Genomic DNA, 17,858 nt, shown 5'->3' with positions numbered 1-17,858 from the left:
CGGGGTTCGGCCAAAATTTGGTGCCCGCGACTCCCACCGTCTACCGTGGGTGGACGTCTATGGTGAGGGAGCGGGCACAATGACGGCCACCAGGGTGGTGCTGTGAGCGTTCTTCTGTTCGGTGTGTCGCACCGCAGTGCGCCGGTGCCGGTCCTGGAGCAACTCGCCACCGATGAGGCCGATCAGGCCAAGATCATCGACGAACTGCTGCAATCCTCTCTGGTCACCGAGGCCATGGTGCTGTCCACCTGTAACCGGGTCGAGGTGTACGCGGTGGTCGACGCCTTCCACGGCGGACTGTCGGTCATCGGCCAGGTGCTCGCCGAGCGGTCCGGGATGTCGCTGGGCGACCTCACCAAATACGCCTACGTGCGCTACGCCGAAGCCGCTGTCGAGCACCTTTTCTCGGTGGCCGCCGGCCTGGATTCGGCGGTCCTCGGCGAGCAGCAGGTGCTGGGCCAGGTGCGCCGCGCCTATGCCTCGGCGGAAGCCAATCAGACCGTCGGTCGCACCCTGCATGAGCTGTCGCAGCGCGCGCTCTCGGTCGGCAAGCGGGTGCATTCGGAGACCGGGATCGACGCCGCCGGGGCCTCGGTGGTGTCGGTGGCCCTCGGCATGGCCGACGGGCCGCTGAACGGACTGGCCGGACGCGCCGCCGTCGTCGTCGGCGCCGGGTCGATGGGCGCGCTCACCGGCGCGCACCTGGCCCGCGCCGGCATCGCCAAGGTCCATGTGGTCAACCGGTCGATGGCCCGCGCGCACCGGCTGGCCGCCAACCTCAGCGAACTGGGTGTGATCGCCACCGCGGTGGCGCTCGACGATGTTGCGGGCGCGCTGATCGACGCCGACGTGGTGATCAGCAGCACCGGAGCCGTCAGCCCGGTGGTCTCGCTGGCCGATGTGCACCACGCGCTGGCGCACCGCTCCTCGGCCGGCGCGGGGGAGCGCCCGCTGGTGATCTGCGACCTGGGCATGCCGCGCGACGTCGACCCGGCCGTCGGCGGCTTGCCGGGTGTGCTCGTGGTCGACATGGAGCGCATCCAGCGTGAGCCGGCCGCCCGGGCGGCCTCCGGCGACGCCGAGGCGGCCCGCGCGATCGTGGCCACCGAGGTGGCCACCTACCTGGCCCGGCAGCGGATGGCCGAGGTCACCCCGACCGTCACCGCGCTGCGGCAACGCGCCGCGGAGGTGGTGGAGGCCGAGTTGCTGCGGCTGGACAACCGGCTGCCGGGGTTGGACACCAGCCACCGCGACGAGGTCGCCCGGACCGTGAAGCGGGTGGTGGACAAGCTCCTGCACGCCCCGACCGTGCGGGTCAAACAACTGGCCGGCGCGCCGGGCGGCGACAGCTACGCCGAAGCGCTGCGGGAACTCTTCGAGCTGGATCCGACGGCCGTCGAAGCCGTCGCCACGGCCGGTGAATTGCCTTCGGTGTCAATGGATTTCGACAATCAACTGACCGCTGAGAACGACGAGTAGATTGCCCACTCCTGACTTGGCCGGATCGCAGCCGATCCGGATCGGCACCCGCGGCAGCCTGCTGGCCACCACCCAGGCCGGCACGGTGCGCGACGCGCTGATCGCCCTCGGCCGGCCCGCCGAGCTGGTCATCATCTCCACCCAGGGCGACCGCTCACAGGCCCCGGTCGCCGAGATCGGGGTCGGGGTGTTCACCGCGGAACTGCGCGAAGCCATCGCCGACGGCCGCGTCGACGCCGCCGTGCACTCCTACAAGGACCTGCCAACCGGCGCGGACCCCCGGTTCGTCATCGCCGCCACCCCGGCCCGGGCGGACGCCCGCGACGCCCTGGTGGCGCGCGACAACCTGGTGCTGGGGGAGTTGCCGGCCGGCGCGACGATCGGCACATCCTCGGTGCGGCGGGCGGCGCAGCTTAGAGCACTGGGTCTCGGTTTGGAAATCCGCCCCCTAAGAGGCAACCTAGATACCAGGTTGAACAGGGTGAGCAGCGGTGAACTCGATGCCATCGTGGTTGCTCGAGCGGGTCTGGCCCGTATCGGACGCCTCGAGGCCGTGACCGAGACGCTGGAGCCGGTGCAGATGTTGCCGGCCCCGGCTCAGGGGGCGCTGGCGATCGAGTGCCGTTCCGGTGATGCCGAGCTGGTGGGGCTGTTGGCGAATTTGAACGACGCCGACACTCAGGCAGCCGTCACCGCCGAGCGAATCCTGCTCGCCGAACTGGAGGCGGGTTGTTCCGCACCGGTCGGCGCGATCGCTGAGGTGGTCGAGTCGATCGATGAGGACGGCAATGTCTTCGAAGAGCTGTCGCTGCGCGCCTGCGTGGCGGCACTCGACGGATCCGATGTGATCCGCGCGTCCGGGATCGGGACTCCCGACCGGGCAGCCGAGCTGGGACGCTCGGTCGCCGGGGAGCTTTTCGAGCTGGGCGCGCGAGAACTGATGGATTCCCTGCACTAGCCGGGTATTCAGAAAGCGGTGGGAGAGATACATGACCACGCGAGGGCGTAAGGCCAAGCCGGGGCGTATCACGTTTGTGGGCTCCGGCCCGGGGGACCCCGGTCTGCTGACCACGCGGGCCAAGTCGGTGCTCGGCGCCGCGGCCCTGGTGTTCACCGATCCCGATGTCCCCGAGGCCGTGCTGCGGCTGGCCGGCGCCGATCTGCCGCCGACCGTCGGACCCGACCCGGTGGCCGCCCCGGCCGGCGAAGAGGCCGCGGCCCCGATCGTCAGCGGCGGCGCCGAGGTGCGCCCCGCGCTCGGCGATCCCGCCGAGGTCGCCAAGACCATGGTCGCCGAGGCCCGCAAGGGCAACGACGTGGTGCGCCTGGTGTTCGGCGACCCGCTGTCGTTGGACCCGGTGCTGGCCGAGGTGAACGCGATCGCGCGGACCCAGCTGGTCTTCGACATCGTGCCGGGCCTGCCCGCCACCACCGCGGTGCCCACCTACGGCGGCCTGCCGCTGGGCTCCTCGCACACTATCGCCGACGTCCGCGGCGACGTGGACTGGGCGGCGCTGGCCGCCGCTCCCGGCCCACTGATCCTGCAGGCCGGCCCCGAGCATCTCGCGGACGCGGCCCGCACCCTGATCGACTACGGCCTGGCCGACAACACCCCCTGTGTGGTCACCGCCCAGGGCACCACCTGCCAGCAGCGCAGCGTGGAGACGACGCTGAGCGGCCTGACCGAACGCGCCGCGCTCGGCGCCGCCGACCCGGCCGGTCCGCTGACCGGTCCGCTGGTGGTCACCATCGGCCGCACCGTCGCCAACCGCGCCAAGCTGAACTGGTGGGAGAGCCGCGCCCTGTACGGCTGGACCGTGCTGGTGCCGCGCACCAAGGACCAGGCCGGTGAGATGAGCGACAAGCTCGTCGGCCACGGCGCGCTGCCGATCGAGGTGCCCACCATCGCCGTCGAGCCGCCGCGCAGCCCCGCGCAGATGGAACGCGCCGTCAAGGGTCTGGTCGACGGCCGCTACCAGTGGGTGGTGTTCACCTCCACCAACGCGGTGCGCGCGGTCTGGGAGAAGTTCGGCGAGTTCGGCCTGGACGCCCGCGCGTTCTCCGGGGTCAAGATCGCCTGCGTCGGCGAGGCCACCGCGGAGCGGGTGCGCGCCTTCGGCATCAGCCCCGAGCTGGTGCCCTCCGGTGAGCAGTCCTCGCTGGGCCTGCTGGCCGAGTTCCCGCCGTACGACGAGATCTTCGACCCGGTCAACCGGGTGCTGCTGCCGCGTGCCGACATCGCCACCGAGACCCTGGCCGAAGGCCTGCGCGAATCCGGCTGGGAGATCGAGGACGTCACCGCCTACCGCACCGTGCGCGCCGCCCCGCCGCCGGCGCAGACCCGCGAGATGATCAAGACCGGCGGGTTCGACGCGGTCTGCTTCACCTCCAGCTCCACGGTCCGCAACCTGGTCGGCATCGCCGGCAAGCCGCACGCCCGGACCATCGTGGCGTGCATCGGCCCCAAGACCGCCGAGACGGCCGCCGAGTTCGGCCTGCGGGTGGACGTGCAGCCGGAGACCGCCGCGATCGGCCCGCTGGTCGACGCGCTTGCCGAGCACGCCGCCCGGCTGCGCGCCGAGGGCGCGCTGCCCCCGCCGCGCAAGAAGAGCCGTCGCCGGTAGTCCGCCGTGACCCTCCACCGGCCCCGGCGGCTGCGAACCACGCGTGCGATGCGCCGGCTGGTCGCCGAGACGTCGCTGGAACCGCGGCACCTGGTGCTGCCGATGTTCGTCGCTGACGGCATCGCCGAGCCCCGGCCGGTGTCCTCGATGCCCGGCGTCGTGCAACACACCCGGGATTCGCTGCGCGCCGCCGCCGCCGAAGCGGTGACCGCCGGCGTCGGCGGGCTGATGCTGTTCGGGGTGCCCGCCGAAGGCGATAAGGACGCCTGCGGCTCGGTGGGCACGGACGCCGACGGAATCCTCAACGTCGCGCTGGCCGATCTGGCCGCCGATCTGGGCGACGCCACCGTGCTGATGGCCGACACTTGCCTGGACGAGTTCACCGACCACGGACACTGCGGGGTGCTCGACGACCTCGGTCGCGTCGACAACGACGCCACCAACGCCCGGTACGCCGACCTTGCCGTCGTGCAGGCCTCGGCCGGCGCGCACGTCGTGGCCCCCAGCGGGATGATGGACGGCCAGGTCGGCGTGATCCGGGCGGCGCTGGACGACGCCGGGCACGCCGACGTCGCGATCTTGGCGTACGCCGCCAAGTACGCCTCGGCGTTCTACGGCCCGTTCCGGGAGGCCGTGGGGTCCAGCCTCACCGGCGACCGCCGCACCTACCAGCAGGATCCGGCCAATTTCCGGGAGTCGCTGCGCGAGATCGACCTCGATCTGGCCGAGGGCGCGGACCTGGTGATGGTGAAGCCGGCGATGTCCTACCTCGACGTGGTCCGCGCCGCCGCCGAGCTGTCCAATGTGCCGGTGGCGGCCTACCAGGTCTCCGGCGAGTACGCGATGATCTCCGCCGCGGCCGCCAACGGCTGGATCGACCGTCGGGCCGCCGCGCTGGAATCGCTGCTGTCCATCCGACGGGCCGGCGCGGATATCGTGCTGAGCTACTGGGCCGCGGAAGCCTGCGGCTGGCTCCAATAGGCTGGGGGATCATGACCTCACCTCAGAACCGGCCGAAAGTCGTCGAGGCCGCCAGTTGGTCGATGTTCGTCGGCGCCATCCTGTTGATCGTGGGCGGTGCGCTGGCCGCGACCGTCGACGGCGACGCCATCCGCGCGCAGGCCCAGGGCGTGCTCACCCCCGACCAGACCGAAAGCCTGCTGCTGGCGCATCGCATCGGCGGTGTGCTGGTGGCGGCCGCCGGCCTCGGCATCGGGTATCTGACCGCCCAGGCCCGGCGCGGTGATGAGCGCTACCGCCGCAGCGGCGTGGTGCTGTCGGTGGCCACCGTGTTCGCGGTGCTGGTCATCACGGTGTTCCTCGGGTCGCACCTGCTGACCATCATCGGCATGCTTCCGATCATCGTCGGCGCGCTGATGCTGACACGGCCGGCGGCCCGGGCGTGGTTCGCCGAGCGCACCGGCCATCAGGGATACGGAGACCTCGTTGTCTGAGCCGACCACCCCGCCCGGCGAGGACGCCCCGGTGCTGTTCGCCGAACCTGGCGCCAGCCTGTTCTGGCTGCTGGCCGGGCCCGCCGGCGGTGGCGTGCTGGCCTATATGCAGGTCAGCAGCGGCGTGGGCTTCCAGTGGGGATTGCCGGTGGTGTTCGGCGGGATCCTCACCATCTTCACCACCATCGTGGTGCTCGGCGCGCGTCATCACACCACCGTCGAACTGACGCCGGGCATTCTGCGCCAGGGCGCTCAGCGGCTGCCCACCGCGCAGATCGTCGGGATCTTCCCGGAGCTCTCCGATGGCGACGACGGCGGACCGCGACAGGCTTGGGTGAACCCGGTGACGGCGCGCGCGCTGCGCAAGGCGGGGCTGGACCCGGCCGAGGCCAAGGGCGCCACGCCGGTGGAGCCGGACGCCGACGTGCATTGGCGCGACGCCCCGTCGCTGGGGGAGCTGACCGGAGTGCCCCGCGGTCGCAAGGGCATCGGGCTGCGGTTGGCTGATCAGCGGATCGTGCAGGCCTGGGGGCGCAACCACCACGGCCTGCGGGCGGCGCTGGTGGCGTTGCTCAACGACCGGGAGGAAGGCCCGGCAGATGACTGAGCCGGGGCGCACCGCTCGGCGGGCCCGGGTGCTGATCGGCGCCGCGGCGCTGTTCGCTGTGTTGGGGGTGTGGAGCTGGCTGGCGGCGCAGCGCACCGTCGCGGTCAATCCCGTCGTCGAGGGCGCCCCGGCCACCGAGTCGGTGGTCTTCGACCCGTCGCTGGTGACGCTCTTCCTGATGGCGGTCACCGCCGCGGGTGTCTGCGCGGTGCTGGGCGTCGCCCGGTTGCGGCGATCCATTGATACATACCCCTAGGGGGTATGCACTCAATGGTGTTCGTGATGGGCGACGGGAAGGGATCCAGCATGACGACCACGGAATACCAGGTCACCGGGATGTCCTGCGAGCACTGCGAGAGGGCGGTCCGCGAGGAACTGAGTGAGCTGCCCGGCTTGGAGTCGATCGAGGTCAGCGCGTCGACCGGAAAGCTGGTGGTCACCGCGTCCGGCCCCGTCGACGACGCCGCGGTGCTGGCCGCCGTCGACGAAGCGGGGTACGCGGCCGTGCCCGTCGGGTGATTGCGGTACAGGGGACAATATTTGTAACATTGTTCCTATGACGGAACTGGCTGACGCCGAAGCACTGTCCGGGGAGGGGCGCGCCGACGGCCTGCCGCTGGACGCCGACTCGCTGATCTGGCGGTGGTTCGGCGACAACCGGATGTACCTGATCGGCCCGCGGCCCGCCGTGCTGCAGAACATGCTCGCCGAACTCGGCCAGGGCGTCGCGGATCATTCGGTGTTCTTCGCCGACACCGCCGCCCGGATCAAGCGTTCGATGCCGCCCATCTTCGGCACCGTCTACGGCTCCGAGGACGACAACGCCGGCACCCGGGTCCGCGACTTCCACACCGGCATCAAGGGGGAGATGCCCGGCCCAGACGGCGGGCGCTACCACGCGTTGAACCCGGAAACCTACTTCTGGGCGCACGCCACCTTCGTCGAAGCGGTGCTGTACATGGCAGACACCTTCGTGCGCCGGCTCAGCGACGCCGAGCGCGAGCAGATCTACTCCGAATCCAAGACCTGGTACCGTCGCTACGGCGTCAGCGACCGGATCCTGCCGGCCGACTACGCCGCGTTCACCGCCTACTGGGACCACATGATGGACACCGTCCTGGTGCCTCACCGGACCGCCATCTACGGCGTCGGCTACGTCACCAAGGGCTTCCCCAAACCCAAGGCCGTGCACCCGCTGGCCTGGAAAATCATCGCGCCACTGTTCAATCCGGTCGCGGCGTTCCTGACCACCGGAGGCATGCCGCCGCGGGCCCGGGCCATGCTGAACCTGCCGTGGACCGAGAAGCAGGAGCGCCGCTACCAGCGCTTCGCCGCCCTCTGGCGAACCCCGACGGTGAACCGGATCTGGGACCGGCTGCCGATGTCGGCGCGCTACACCCCGATCGCCAAGCGCGCCTACGCCGACGCCGGGGTGACCCCATAGCCGCCGACGCGACGACCGGGGCCATCCTGGACGCCGCCCTCGCCGAGTTCTCCGCGCACGGCTTCCGCCGGGTGGCGCTCGACGATGTGGCCCGACGCGCCGGGGTCAGCCGCACCACCATCTACCGCCGGTTCGCCGGCCGCGACGAACTGATCGCCGCGGTGATGGACCGGGAGAACGACGAACTGTTCGCCGAGATCGCCGAACACATCAACGCCCTCGGGCCGCAATCCAACATCTACGTCGAAGCGTTCACCGTCGCGATCGTCAAGTTCCGCGACCACCGAGTGCTGAACCGGCTGATCACCGACGAGCCCGCGTTGGCGCTGGAACTGGCCCACCAGCACTACGGGGCGGCGCTCACCCGGGTCACCGCCGCCCTGCAGCGGGTGTTCCCGACCGGCTTCGCCGCGAAAGTGGGGCCGCGGACGGTCAACGAACTCGCCGACGCCATCCTGCGGTACGCGCTGATGGCGCTGCTGCTGCCGGGCCTGCGCCCGCTGGACACCATTGAGGACATCCGCGCGTTCGCCGCCGCGGAGTTCCTGCCCAGCGTGCCCGCGGCGCTGCGCGCCGCCACCGTATAAAGGCAGATATGACCGAACTGCAGACCGTCGCCCCCGCCTTCGTCGAGATGGCGCACCGCATCGTGTGGGCCTCGGTGGCCACCGTCGACGACGCCGGCCGCCCCACCAGCCGGGTGCTGCACCCGATCTGGGAATGGGACGGCGCCGAACTGACCGGCTGGATCGCGGTGTGGGCCTCGCCGCTCAAGCGCGCGCACATCGCCGCCCACCCGCAGCTCTCGGCGAACTACTGGCATCCCGACCAGGACACCTGCCTCGCCGACTGCGAGGTCGAGTGGGTCTTCGACGACGCCGGCCGCGCCGCGCTGTGGGAGCGGTTCGCCACCGCGCCGGCCCCGGTCGGCTACGACCCGGCGATCATCCCGCAGTGGGCCGACGGCCCGACCTCGGAGAGCTTCGCCGGCTGGCGGCTGCGGCCCTACCGGCTGCGGGTGGCCCCGGCCGCGGTGCTGCTGGGCCAGGCCCAGCCGCTCAGTTGGCGCGCTTGAGCACGACCGCCTGCTCGAACGGAAGCCGCGGGAACACCAGTCGCATCGGGCCGGTGATGTAGGGCGCGGCCTGCTCCTTGCTCATCACCTTCGGATCGGTCACCCGGAAGGTTTTGCCGCGGCGGATCATCAACCCGCCGCCGTCCGCGGTGATGTTCTTCAGCCAGTCCCGGTTCGGACCGTAGGTCAGCAGGATCGCCACGCCGTCGTCGGTGCCGAATACGGTCAACGGGGTGCGATAGGTCTTGCCCGATTTGCGCCCGACGTGCTCCAGGATCCCGAATGTCGGGGCCTTGCCCGCCCAAAGGCGCTGGATCGGATTGGTGACGTGCCGGTTGAACCGGGCCAGCCGCTGAGGAAGTCGCATCCTCCGATCATCGCGCGACCGCTCGGTTCTGTACAGGTCGGAGTGCGCACATCCCCGCGACGGACCACTTTTCGCACGCGCGTTCCTGGGGTTGGCGTGCCAGAACTGGCACTTCGTGCGAAAAGTGTTCCCTCGCCGACGGGTTCGACGGCTCTGGCCCCGGCTCAGCGCGCCGATAGGCCACAATCAACGCCATGGGCATCCTGCCGAAACCGCACGCCACCCTCAGCGACGCCGACGTGGCCGACGGGCTGAGCAAAGCCGTCGCCGTCATCGACCCGCTGCTGGACCTGCTGAGCGAAACCGACGTCACCGGGCTGCGCGCCCGCACTCACCGGCTGCTGCGGCCCGCCCGCGGCATCGGCGACCGGATCCGCCGCTTCCGGGTGCGCCGGCGCCGCAAGGAGGCCGGGCGCGCGCCGAGCAACGCCAACCGCGCCATGAACGCCGGCGCGCACCTGGCCAACGCCGTCGAACTGCCCGGCACCGCGGCCTGGGAGCGGATGAGTCGCGACCAGCGGGTGTCCTGGTGGGTGAACCGGGTCGGCGGTCTGGACACCGTCGCGGTCGCCTCCCCGGGCGCGTTCGGCTGGCTGAACCGGCTGCTGCCGATCAGCGACATCACCGGCTTCGTCAACCAGGCCATCGTGCTGTGCGCGGTGGCCCGCGAGTACGGCGTCACCGACCACCGCGAACAGGTGCGACTGCTGGCCGAGGTGCTGTGCCGACGACAGTTGCCGCCGGACTTCGATTGCGACGACCATCCCGATCCGGGCCCGCTGCCGGAGACCGCGCCGAAGGGCTTCGCCCCGCTGGAGGCGATCAAGTCCTCCATGCCGGTGGTGGTCACCCGCACGCTGTGGCAGCTGGCCGGCATCCTGCGGGCGGTCTTCGACGAGACCGGCAAGCGGCACAAGCCGACCAAGCGCTACCGCTACCTGTCGATGATTCCCGGCCTCGGCTGGGGCGCGGTCTACCTGGGGGAGCGCTCGGCGCTCAAGCGTTCCGCCCGTGACGGCGTCGCCTGGCTGAACGCCCACACCGCCGAAACCACGCATGCGCCCGGGCCCACCCACTCCCCGGCGCCCGGGGGCGAAACCCCCGCCGCCCCGCAGGTGGGCGACCCGACCCTCTGATTAGGACCGCGCCGGAGCGCCTGTAAGACTGAAGGGGTGAGCAACACGGACCTGTCGGCGGCGCTGTTCGCCGATGCCTGCGAGGTCATCCCCGGTGGCGTGAACTCCCCGGTCCGCGCGTTCCAATCCGTCGGCGGCACACCGCGGTTCATCAGCTCCGCGCAAGGCTGCCGACTGACCGACGCCGACGGCAACGTCTACGTCGACCTGGTCTGCTCCTGGGGCCCGATGATCCTCGGCCACGCGCATCCGGAGGTCGTCGACGCCGTCGCGCAGGCGGCCAGAAACGGCCTCTCGTTCGGGGCGCCGACGGCGTGTGAGTCCGAGCTGGCCCGGGAGATCATCGGCCGCGTCGGGCCGGTGCAGCGGCTGCGGCTGGTGAACTCGGGCACCGAGGCCACCATGAGCGCGCTGCGGCTGGCCCGCGGCTACACCGGCCGCGCCAAGGTGATCAAATTCGCGGGCTGCTACCACGGCCACGTCGACGCGCTGCTGGCCGCCGCCGGCTCCGGTGTGGCGACCCTGGGCCTGCCCACCTCGCCGGGAGTGACCGGGGCCAGCGCAGCCGACACCATCGTGCTGCCCTACAACGACATCGACGCGGTGTCGGAGACCTTCAACCGCTACGGCGACGAGATCGCCGCCGTCATCACCGAGGCCAGCCCCGGCAATATGGGCTGCGTGCCGCCGGTGAACGGCTTCAACGCCGCGCTGCGCCGGCTGACCACCGAGCACGGCGCGCTGCTGATCTCCGACGAGGTGATGACCGGTTTCCGGGTCAGCCGCAGCGGCTGGTTCGGCCTCGATCCGGTGGAAGCCGACCTGTTCACCTTCGGCAAGGTGATGAGCGGCGGGCTGCCGGCCGCGGCGTTCGGCGGCCGCACCGACATCATGGAGCGCCTCGCCCCGCTCGGACCCGTCTATCAGGCCGGCACGCTGTCCGGGAACCCGGTCGCGATGGCCGCCGGCCTGGCCACCCTGCGCGCCGCCGACGACGAGGTGTACGCCGCGCTGGACCGAAACGCCGACCGGTTGGCCGGGCTGCTCACCGACGCGCTGACCGCCGAGGGCGTCACCCACCGGGTGCAATGCGCCGGCAACATGCTCAGCGTGTTCTTCACAGACGCCGAGGTGACGAACTTCGCCGCGGCCCAGGCCGCCCAGACCTGGCGTTTCCCACCGTTCTTCCACGCCCTGCTCGACGGCGGTGTGTACCCGCCGTGCAGCGCGTACGAGGCGTGGTTCGTTTCGGCCGCCCTCGACGACGCCGCCTTCGACACCATCGCCGCGGCGCTGCCCGCCGCCGCCCGGGCCGCCGCCGCAGCCACCGACCCCAAGGACGCGAATGCCTGAGAAGACGCTGGTGCACGTGATGCGCCACGGCGAGGTGCACAACCCGGAGAAGATCCTCTACGGCCGGCTGCCCGGCTATCGGTTGTCCGACCGCGGCCAGGCCCAGGCGCAGGCCGTCGCGAAATGGCTGGCCAAAAACGACATCACCTACATCGTCGCGTCGCCGCTGCAGCGGGCCCAGGAGACCGCCGCGCCGATCGCCGCCGAGCACGGGCTGACCATCCACACCGACGACGAGCTGATCGAATCGGAGAACATCTTCGAGGGCCAGCGGGTGTCCCCGGGGGACGGCGCGCTGCGCGACCCGCGGAACTGGAAGCACCTGCGCGACCCGATCACCCCATCCTGGGGTGAGCCGTACCGGCAGATCGCGGCCCGCATGATGGCCGCCGTCGACCGGGCGCGCCAGGCCGCCGTCGGGCACGAAGCGGTGTGCGTCAGCCACCAACTGCCGGTGGAAACGCTGCGCCGCGCCCTGACCGGATCCCGGCTGGCGCACTTCCCGACGCACCGGCAGTGCAACCTGGCCTCACTGACCACCTTCGCCTACGACGGCGACACCCTGGTCGGCTGGGGATATGCGGAGCCGGCCGGTCGGTGAGCGGCAGGTTCGGGTCGACGGCGCGCCGACTGCAGGCGGCGCTGGCGGCCGCGGCGCTGCTGGTGACCGGTTGCGCCACCGGCGATGACGCCGTCGTCACCGGCGGCACCTTCGAGTTCGTCGCCCCCGGCGGCAAGACCGACATCTTCTACGACCCGCCGGCCGACCGCGGCAAGCCCGGGAAGATCTCCGGGCCCGACCTGATGGATCCCGAGACCACCATCGGCGTCGACGACTTCCCCGAACAGGTGATCGTGCTCAACGTGTGGGGTCAGTGGTGCGCCCCGTGCCGCACCGAGATCAGCGACCTGCAACAGGTCTACGAGCAGACCCGCGACCAGGGCGTCACCGTGCTCGGCATCAACGTCCGCGATTACAACCGCGACGCGGCCGTCGACTTCATCACCGACCGCGGCATCACCTTCCCGTCGATCTACGACCCGGCGCTGCGCACCCTGATCGCGTTCGGCGGCAAATACCCGACCACCACCGTCCCGGCGACCATCGTGCTGGACCGTCAGCACCGGGTGGCCGCGGTGTTCCTACGCGAACTGCTGGCCAGCGACCTGCTGCCCGTCGTCCAGCGACTGGCCGACGAACCCGCCGAGGGCGCGACCGCCGAGGGCGCGCCGTGACCGGAGCCACCGAGATCGCCGTCAACGGGCCGCTGCTGCTGGCGCTCGGGGTTTGCGTGCTGGCCGGATTGATCTCGTTCGCCTCGCCGTGCGTGGTGCCGCTGGTGCCCGGGTACCTGTCGTATCTGGCCGCGGTCGTCGGCGTCGACGAGAACACCCCCGGCGCCCGGGTGCTCACCCGTCGCTCCGAGGCGCTGCGGCTGGCCGGCGCGGCGCTGCTGTTCGTGGCCGGTTTCACCACCGTGTTCGTGCTGGGCACCGTCGCTGTGCTCGGCATGACCACCACCTTGATCACCAACCAGGTGCTGCTGCAACGCATCGGCGGTGTGCTGACCATCCTGATGGGCCTGGTGTTCATCGGGTTCGTCCCGGCGCTGCAGCGGCAGGTCCGGTTCACCCCGCGGCGGGTGTCCACGCTGGCCGGCGCGCCGCTGCTGGGCGCGGTGTTCGGGCTGGGCTGGACGCCGTGCCTGGGCCCGACGCTGACCGGGGTCATCACCGTCGCGTCGGCGACCGATGGGGCCACCGTCAGCCGCGGCGTCGCCCTGGTCATCGCGTACTGCCTGGGCCTGGGCCTGCCGTTCGTGGCGTTGGCGCTGGGCTCCGGCTGGGCGGTGTCCGGGATGGGCTGGCTGCGCCGGCACACCCGGACCATCCAGATCGTTGGCGGGGTGCTGATGATCCTGGTCGGGGTCGCGCTGCTGTCGGGGGCCTGGAACGAATTCGTCGGCTGGGTCCGCGACGCGTTCGTCAGCGACGTGAGGTTGCCCCTGTGAGCGTGACTGAGCAGACGGTGGAGACGACCGACGAGCCCCCGGAGCGGACCAAAGCCCGCCGCTCGCCGCTCGCTCTGATCCGCAACACCTGGCGCGCGCTGACCTCCATGGGCACCGCGCTGGTGCTGCTGTTCCTGCTGGCCCTCGGCGCGGTGCCGGGTGCGCTGATCCCGCAGCGCTCGCTGAACGCCGGCAAGGTCGACGAGTACCTCGTCCAACACCCGACGATCGGGCCGTGGCTGGACCGGCTGCAGATGTTCGACGTGTTCTCCAGCTTCTGGTTCACCGCCATCTACGTCCTGCTGGTCATCTCGCTGATCGGCTGCCTGACCCCGCGGATCATCGACCACATCCGATCCATGCGGGCGGTCCCCACCAAGGCTCCGCGCAACCTCGGCCGACTGCCCAAGCACGCCGAGGGCTGCGCCGTCGGCGACCCGGAAAGCGTCGCCGCGGGAATCACCGCCAAACTGCGCGGCTGGCGCACCATCACCCGCCCGGACGGCGCCGGCGTCACGGTGTCCGCGGAAAAGGGCTACCTGCGTGAGTTCGGCAACCTGGTGTTCCACTTCTCGCTGCTGGGCCTGCTCGCCGCCGTCGCCGCCGGAAAGCTGTTCGGTTACGAGGGCAACGTCATCGTCATCGCCGACGGCGGCCCCGGATTCTGCACCGCGTCCCCGTCGGCGTTCGACTCGTTCCGCGCCGGAAACACTGTCGACGGCACCTCGCTCTACCCGATGTGCGTCCAGGTCGACGGCTTCGACGCCGACTACCTGCCCAGCGGGCAGGCGCTGTCGTTCGCCGCGGACATCCGCTACCAGGCCGGCGCCGATCTGACCGATGACATCTGGCGGGACTACCGGCTGGAGGTCAACCACCCGCTGCGGGTCGCCGGCGACCGCGTCTACCTGCAGGGCCACGGTTACGCGCCGACGTTCACCGTCACCTTCCCGGACGGACAGGTGCGCAGCCAGACCATCCAGTGGCGGCCCGACGACCTGAACACGCTGCTGTCCTCCGGCGCGATCCGGATCGACCCGCCCGCCGGCGCCTACCCGGACGCGATGGAGCGCCGGAAGAACCAGATCGCCATTCAGGGTCTGCTGGCACCGACCCAACAACTCACCAGCGGTGAGGAGGGCGGCGCCGCCACCCTGCTGTCCTCCAGCTACCCGGAGCTGCGTGACCCGGCGGTGGCCATCGACATCTACCGCGGCGACACCGGCCTGGACACCGGCCGGCCGCAGTCGATCTTCGCCCTGGACCACTCGATGATGGCGCAGGACCGGCTGAAGCGGGAGAAGCGGACCAACCTGTCGCTAGGGGAGTCGGTGCGCCTGGACGACGGCACGGTCGTCGCGTTCACCGACGTCACCCCGTTTGTGAACCTGCAGGTCAGCCACGACCCGGCGCAGATCTGGGTGCTGATCTTCTCGATGACCATGATGGGCGGGCTGCTGGTGTCGCTGGTGGTGCGCAGCCGCCGGGTGTGGGCGCGGATTGAGCCCGCCGGTGTGGCGGGTACCGTGAACGTCGAGCTTGGCGGCCTGGCGCGCACCGACAACTCCGGTTGGGGCGACGAGTTCGAGCGATTGGCCTCCCGATTGCTCGATTCCGGGTCAGCAGGACATAAGGAAGGTCGATGAACAGCGAGCACGTCGATATCGGGTTGTCCCGCTACTCCGACTGGGCGTTCACCTCGTCGGTGCTGGTCCTGACCCTGGCGCTGCTGGCGCTGGCCATCGAATTGGCCTATAGCCGCAGCCGCAAGGCGGCCGAGAAAGAACTGGTGTCCGTCGGCGCGACGGTCAGCTCGGACGCCGAGGTTCCCGGTGTGGTGGCGTCGGCCCCGACCCGCTCGGTCGAAGAGCGCACCGGTCGCGCGGGTGTCGCCCTGGTGTACCTGGGCATCGGACTGCTGGCCGTCAGCGTGGTGCTGCGCGGCCTGGCGACCTCACGGGTGCCGTGGGGCAACATGTACGAGTTCATCAACCTGACCTGCCTGTTCGGCCTGCTGGCCGCTGCGGTGGTGCTGCGCCGCTCCGGTTACCGCTCGCTGTGGGTCTTCGTGCTGCTGCCGGTGCTGATCCTGCTGACCGTCTCGGGCAAGTGGCTGTACGCGCACGCGGCGCCGGTGATGCCCGCCCTGCAGTCCTACTGGCTGCCGATCCACGTGTCGGTGGTCAGCCTGGGCTCCGGGGTGTTCCTGGTGGCCGGCGTGGCCAGCATCCTGTTCCTGCTCAAGACCTCCCGGTGGGCCGAACCGGACGCAGGAGGCCCGATGGCCGCGCTGGTGTCCCGGCTGCCGGACGCGAAGGCGCTGGACCGGATCGCCTACCGCACCACGATTTTCGCGTTCCCGGTGTTCGGCTTCGGTGTCATCTTCGGCGCGATCTGGGCCGAGGAGGCCTGGGGCCGCTACTGGGGCTGGGACCCCAAGGAGACGGTGTCCTTCATCGCCTGGGTGATCTACGCCGCCTACCTGCACGCCCGGTCCACCGCCGGTTGGCGTGACCGCAAGGCGGCCTGGATCAACGTGGCCGGCTTCGTGGTGATGGTCTTCAACTTGTTCTTCATCAACCTGGTCACCGTCGGCTTCCACTCCTACGCGGGAGTGGGCTGAGCGATGTCGAGTGGCGCCCGGTGTGCGCACGCACCGGCGCCCACCCGCGCGATGTGTGATCGGACACGGTTGCCCGTTTCCGGTTAACGGCGCTGAGCGCTGGGCCGATACCCCGGGCAGCGTCGTCGAGAAACGCAGGCTGTCGAGAAACGCAGACGAGGAGTTTTGGTGTCAGATTCATTGGGTTCCGATCCCCGCCGCCGCGATGAGGATGAGGCCCCGACCAGCCTGATCGAACCGGTGCGGCAACCCTCGGGCGGCTACCCGCAGCCCAGCTTCCGTAGTGAGCAGCGCCGCACCGAGCAGCGCTTCGCCGAACCGGACCCGATGACCGGCCCGACCCGGCCCACCGCGCAGTTGGCCCCGCCCACCGGGATGCCGTCGGTCGACCCGTTCGGCCAGCCCGGCTACGGTCCGCACTTCGGCCACAACGCCCCGGTGCGCCCGGCCCCCACCCCGGCCGGCGCGGCGCTGCCGGTCCCGGTGCGCCCCGTGGTGCCGCAGACCCCCTACCCGGACCTGTCCACCAGTTCGCTGCTGCGCCAGGTGAAGCCGGCGCCGACCCAGGGTTGGCGACGCTGGGTCTACCTGGGCACCGGCAAGCTGGTGAACCTCGGCGAAGGGGCTGCGGGCGAGCACCACAGCAACCTGATCGCGCACGTCAACAAGCCGCTGGCCGGCTGCCACACCATCGCGGTGCTCAGCCTCAAGGGCGGCGTCGGCAAGACCACCATCACCGCGACGCTGGGCGCGACGTTCGCCTCCATCCGCGGTGACCGGGTCGTGGCCGTCGACGCCAACCCCGACCGCGGGACGCTGAGCCAGAAGGCGGCGCTGGAAACCCCGGCCACCGTGCGCGATCTGATCGCCGGCGCCGCGGACATCGCCCGCTACAGCGATGTGCGCCGCTACACCTCCCAGGGCCCCAGCCGGCTGGAGTTGCTGGCGTCGGAGGCCGACCCGGCGGTGTCCGAGGCGTTCAGCGACGCCGACTACACCCAGGTGCTCGAGGTGCTGGAGCGCTACTACAGCCTGGTCCTCACCGACTGCGGCACCGGTCTGATGCACTCGGCGATGTCCGCGGTGCTGGCCAACGCCGACACCCTGATCATCGTCAGCTCCGGATCGGTCGACGGCGCCCGCAGCGCGTCGGCGACGCTGGACTGGCTGGACGCGCACGGACACGAGGAACTCGTCCGCAACGCGGTCACCGTCATCAACGCGGTGCGGCCGCGCAGCCGCAAGGTGGACCTGCAGAAGGTCGTCGACCACTTCTCCCGGCGCTGCCGCGCGGTGCGCCTGGTGCCGTTCGACCCGCACCTGGAAGAGGGCGCGGAGATCGACCTGCAGCGGCTGCGCCCGCAGACCCGGGAGGCCCTCATCGAGTTGGCCGCCGTCGTGGCCGACGGGTTCAGCAGTAACTAGGGCGCGTCACGAGAAGCCTGACGTTGATCGTCGTCGTGCGGGCACGTTCGCGAACGGCCAGGTAGCGCACGAGAAATCTTGCGAGTGGCCGATCCCGGCACGAAAACCTTCGCGATTGGCCAGTTAGCGCACGAGGGCTCCGTGGCGTCCGCCTCGCGCAGGGCCGTCCTGGGCTTTTGTGTGCGTCGTTGGCCCCTCGTGCAATACATGGCCACTCGCGTAGGAGAACGTGCCGTAGCAGGCCGTTCGGGAAAGAAAC

At 70.8% G+C, this 17,858-nt stretch carries 20 protein-coding genes; 19 read left to right on the top strand and 1 reads right to left on the bottom strand.

All coding sequences use genetic code 11. The features are described 5' to 3' along the window. The first annotated feature begins 102 nt into the window (after positions 1–102). The 11 genes from L2Z93_RS16900 to L2Z93_RS16850 are packed head-to-tail and all read left to right on the top strand — an operon-like array spanning position 103 to position 8,683. The gene (locus tag L2Z93_RS16900) at positions 103–1,479 is read left to right on the top strand and encodes a glutamyl-tRNA reductase (RefSeq protein WP_090588586.1); all 1,377 of its coding nucleotides are present in this window, start codon (positions 103–105) and stop codon (positions 1,477–1,479) included. Positions 1,480–1,513: 34 nt separating this feature from the next. After that, complete coding sequence (gene hemC / locus L2Z93_RS16895; protein ID WP_370745873.1) at positions 1,514–2,437, top strand: hydroxymethylbilane synthase; 924 nt, start codon at positions 1,514–1,516, stop codon at positions 2,435–2,437. 31 nt (positions 2,438–2,468) lie between these two features. Beyond that, positions 2,469–4,103 carry a bifunctional uroporphyrinogen-III C-methyltransferase/uroporphyrinogen-III synthase gene (locus L2Z93_RS16890; protein WP_090588581.1) on the top strand — a complete coding sequence of 545 codons (1,635 nt, stop codon included), beginning with the start codon at positions 2,469–2,471 and terminating at the stop codon, positions 4,101–4,103. A gap of 6 nt (positions 4,104–4,109) precedes the next feature. Continuing rightward, on the top strand, positions 4,110–5,084 hold the full coding sequence (gene hemB / locus L2Z93_RS16885) for a porphobilinogen synthase (protein WP_260575457.1): 975 nt from the start codon (positions 4,110–4,112) through the stop codon (positions 5,082–5,084). A gap of 11 nt (positions 5,085–5,095) precedes the next feature. After that, positions 5,096–5,557 carry a hypothetical protein gene (locus L2Z93_RS16880; protein WP_128111838.1) on the top strand — a complete coding sequence of 154 codons (462 nt, stop codon included), beginning with the start codon at positions 5,096–5,098 and terminating at the stop codon, positions 5,555–5,557. After that, on the top strand, positions 5,550–6,164 hold the full coding sequence (locus L2Z93_RS16875; RefSeq protein ID WP_234786095.1) for a transport-regulating membrane protein Mce1N: 615 nt from the start codon (positions 5,550–5,552) through the stop codon (positions 6,162–6,164). Before L2Z93_RS16880 ends, L2Z93_RS16875 begins: the two co-directional genes overlap by 8 nt. Further along, on the top strand, positions 6,157–6,420 hold the full coding sequence (locus tag L2Z93_RS16870) for a hypothetical protein (protein ID WP_090588571.1): 264 nt from the start codon (positions 6,157–6,159) through the stop codon (positions 6,418–6,420). Before L2Z93_RS16875 ends, L2Z93_RS16870 begins: the two co-directional genes overlap by 8 nt. 50 nt (positions 6,421–6,470) lie before the next feature. Further along, positions 6,471–6,683: a heavy-metal-associated domain-containing protein gene (locus tag L2Z93_RS16865; RefSeq protein ID WP_090588900.1), complete on the top strand. Its 213-nt coding sequence runs from the start codon at positions 6,471–6,473 to the stop codon at positions 6,681–6,683. Between the two features lie 37 nt (positions 6,684–6,720). Beyond that, positions 6,721–7,608 (top strand): oxygenase MpaB family protein, encoded by an 888-nt coding sequence (locus L2Z93_RS16860; RefSeq protein ID WP_090588569.1) that lies wholly within the window; start codon positions 6,721–6,723, stop codon positions 7,606–7,608. Then, positions 7,605–8,195, top strand: coding sequence for a TetR/AcrR family transcriptional regulator (locus L2Z93_RS16855; RefSeq protein ID WP_090588899.1), 591 nt, complete (start codon positions 7,605–7,607; stop codon positions 8,193–8,195). The genes L2Z93_RS16860 and L2Z93_RS16855 overlap by 4 nt, the downstream gene beginning before the upstream one ends. Before the next feature lie 8 nt (positions 8,196–8,203). Next, positions 8,204–8,683, top strand: coding sequence for a pyridoxamine 5'-phosphate oxidase family protein (locus L2Z93_RS16850; protein WP_090588566.1), 480 nt, complete (start codon positions 8,204–8,206; stop codon positions 8,681–8,683). On the opposite strand, the gene L2Z93_RS16845 is transcribed toward L2Z93_RS16850, so the two are convergent. Then, positions 8,667–9,050, bottom strand: coding sequence for a nitroreductase family deazaflavin-dependent oxidoreductase (locus tag L2Z93_RS16845; RefSeq protein WP_090588563.1), 384 nt, complete (start codon positions 9,048–9,050; stop codon positions 8,667–8,669). The two genes, L2Z93_RS16850 and L2Z93_RS16845, sit on opposite strands and share 17 nt — an antisense overlap. A 194-nt stretch (positions 9,051–9,244) precedes the next feature. Here L2Z93_RS16845 and L2Z93_RS16840 point away from each other — a divergent pair, with 194 nt between their 5' ends. The 8 genes from L2Z93_RS16840 to L2Z93_RS16805 all read left to right on the top strand — a co-directional run bounded on the left by L2Z93_RS16840 (position 9,245) and on the right by L2Z93_RS16805 (position 17,599). Further along, positions 9,245–10,186 carry a hypothetical protein gene (locus tag L2Z93_RS16840; RefSeq protein ID WP_193438851.1) on the top strand — a complete coding sequence of 314 codons (942 nt, stop codon included), beginning with the start codon at positions 9,245–9,247 and terminating at the stop codon, positions 10,184–10,186. Positions 10,187–10,222: 36 nt separating this feature from the next. Continuing rightward, entirely contained in the window at positions 10,223–11,539 is a 1,317-nt protein-coding gene (gene hemL / locus L2Z93_RS16835) for a glutamate-1-semialdehyde 2,1-aminomutase (protein WP_090588561.1), read from the top strand. Continuing rightward, the gene (locus L2Z93_RS16830) at positions 11,532–12,140 is read left to right on the top strand and encodes a histidine phosphatase family protein (protein WP_090588559.1); all 609 of its coding nucleotides are present in this window, start codon (positions 11,532–11,534) and stop codon (positions 12,138–12,140) included. The genes hemL and L2Z93_RS16830 overlap by 8 nt, the downstream gene beginning before the upstream one ends. Then, complete coding sequence (locus tag L2Z93_RS16825; protein WP_090588556.1) at positions 12,137–12,775, top strand: TlpA disulfide reductase family protein; 639 nt, start codon at positions 12,137–12,139, stop codon at positions 12,773–12,775. Before L2Z93_RS16830 ends, L2Z93_RS16825 begins: the two co-directional genes overlap by 4 nt. Continuing rightward, the gene (locus L2Z93_RS16820; protein ID WP_090588554.1) at positions 12,772–13,551 is read left to right on the top strand and encodes a cytochrome c biogenesis CcdA family protein; all 780 of its coding nucleotides are present in this window, start codon (positions 12,772–12,774) and stop codon (positions 13,549–13,551) included. Before L2Z93_RS16825 ends, L2Z93_RS16820 begins: the two co-directional genes overlap by 4 nt. Before the next feature lie 107 nt (positions 13,552–13,658). Continuing rightward, entirely contained in the window at positions 13,659–15,197 is a 1,539-nt protein-coding gene (resB, locus tag L2Z93_RS16815; RefSeq protein ID WP_090588898.1) for a cytochrome c biogenesis protein ResB, read from the top strand. Then, a complete protein-coding gene (gene ccsB / locus L2Z93_RS16810; protein ID WP_090588551.1) occupies positions 15,194–16,174 on the top strand; it encodes a c-type cytochrome biogenesis protein CcsB in 981 nt (326 codons plus the stop codon). Before resB ends, ccsB begins: the two co-directional genes overlap by 4 nt. A 240-nt stretch (positions 16,175–16,414) precedes the next feature. Then, positions 16,415–17,599: a MinD/ParA family ATP-binding protein gene (locus tag L2Z93_RS16805; RefSeq protein ID WP_370745874.1), complete on the top strand. Its 1,185-nt coding sequence runs from the start codon at positions 16,415–16,417 to the stop codon at positions 17,597–17,599. Positions 17,600–17,858: the final 259 nt, after the last annotated feature.

The organism is Mycolicibacterium brumae, assembly GCF_025215495.1.
GTDB classification, from domain to species: Bacteria; Actinomycetota; Actinomycetes; order Mycobacteriales; family Mycobacteriaceae; genus Mycobacterium; species Mycobacterium brumae.
This window is presented reverse-complemented; position numbering and strand designations above follow the sequence as displayed.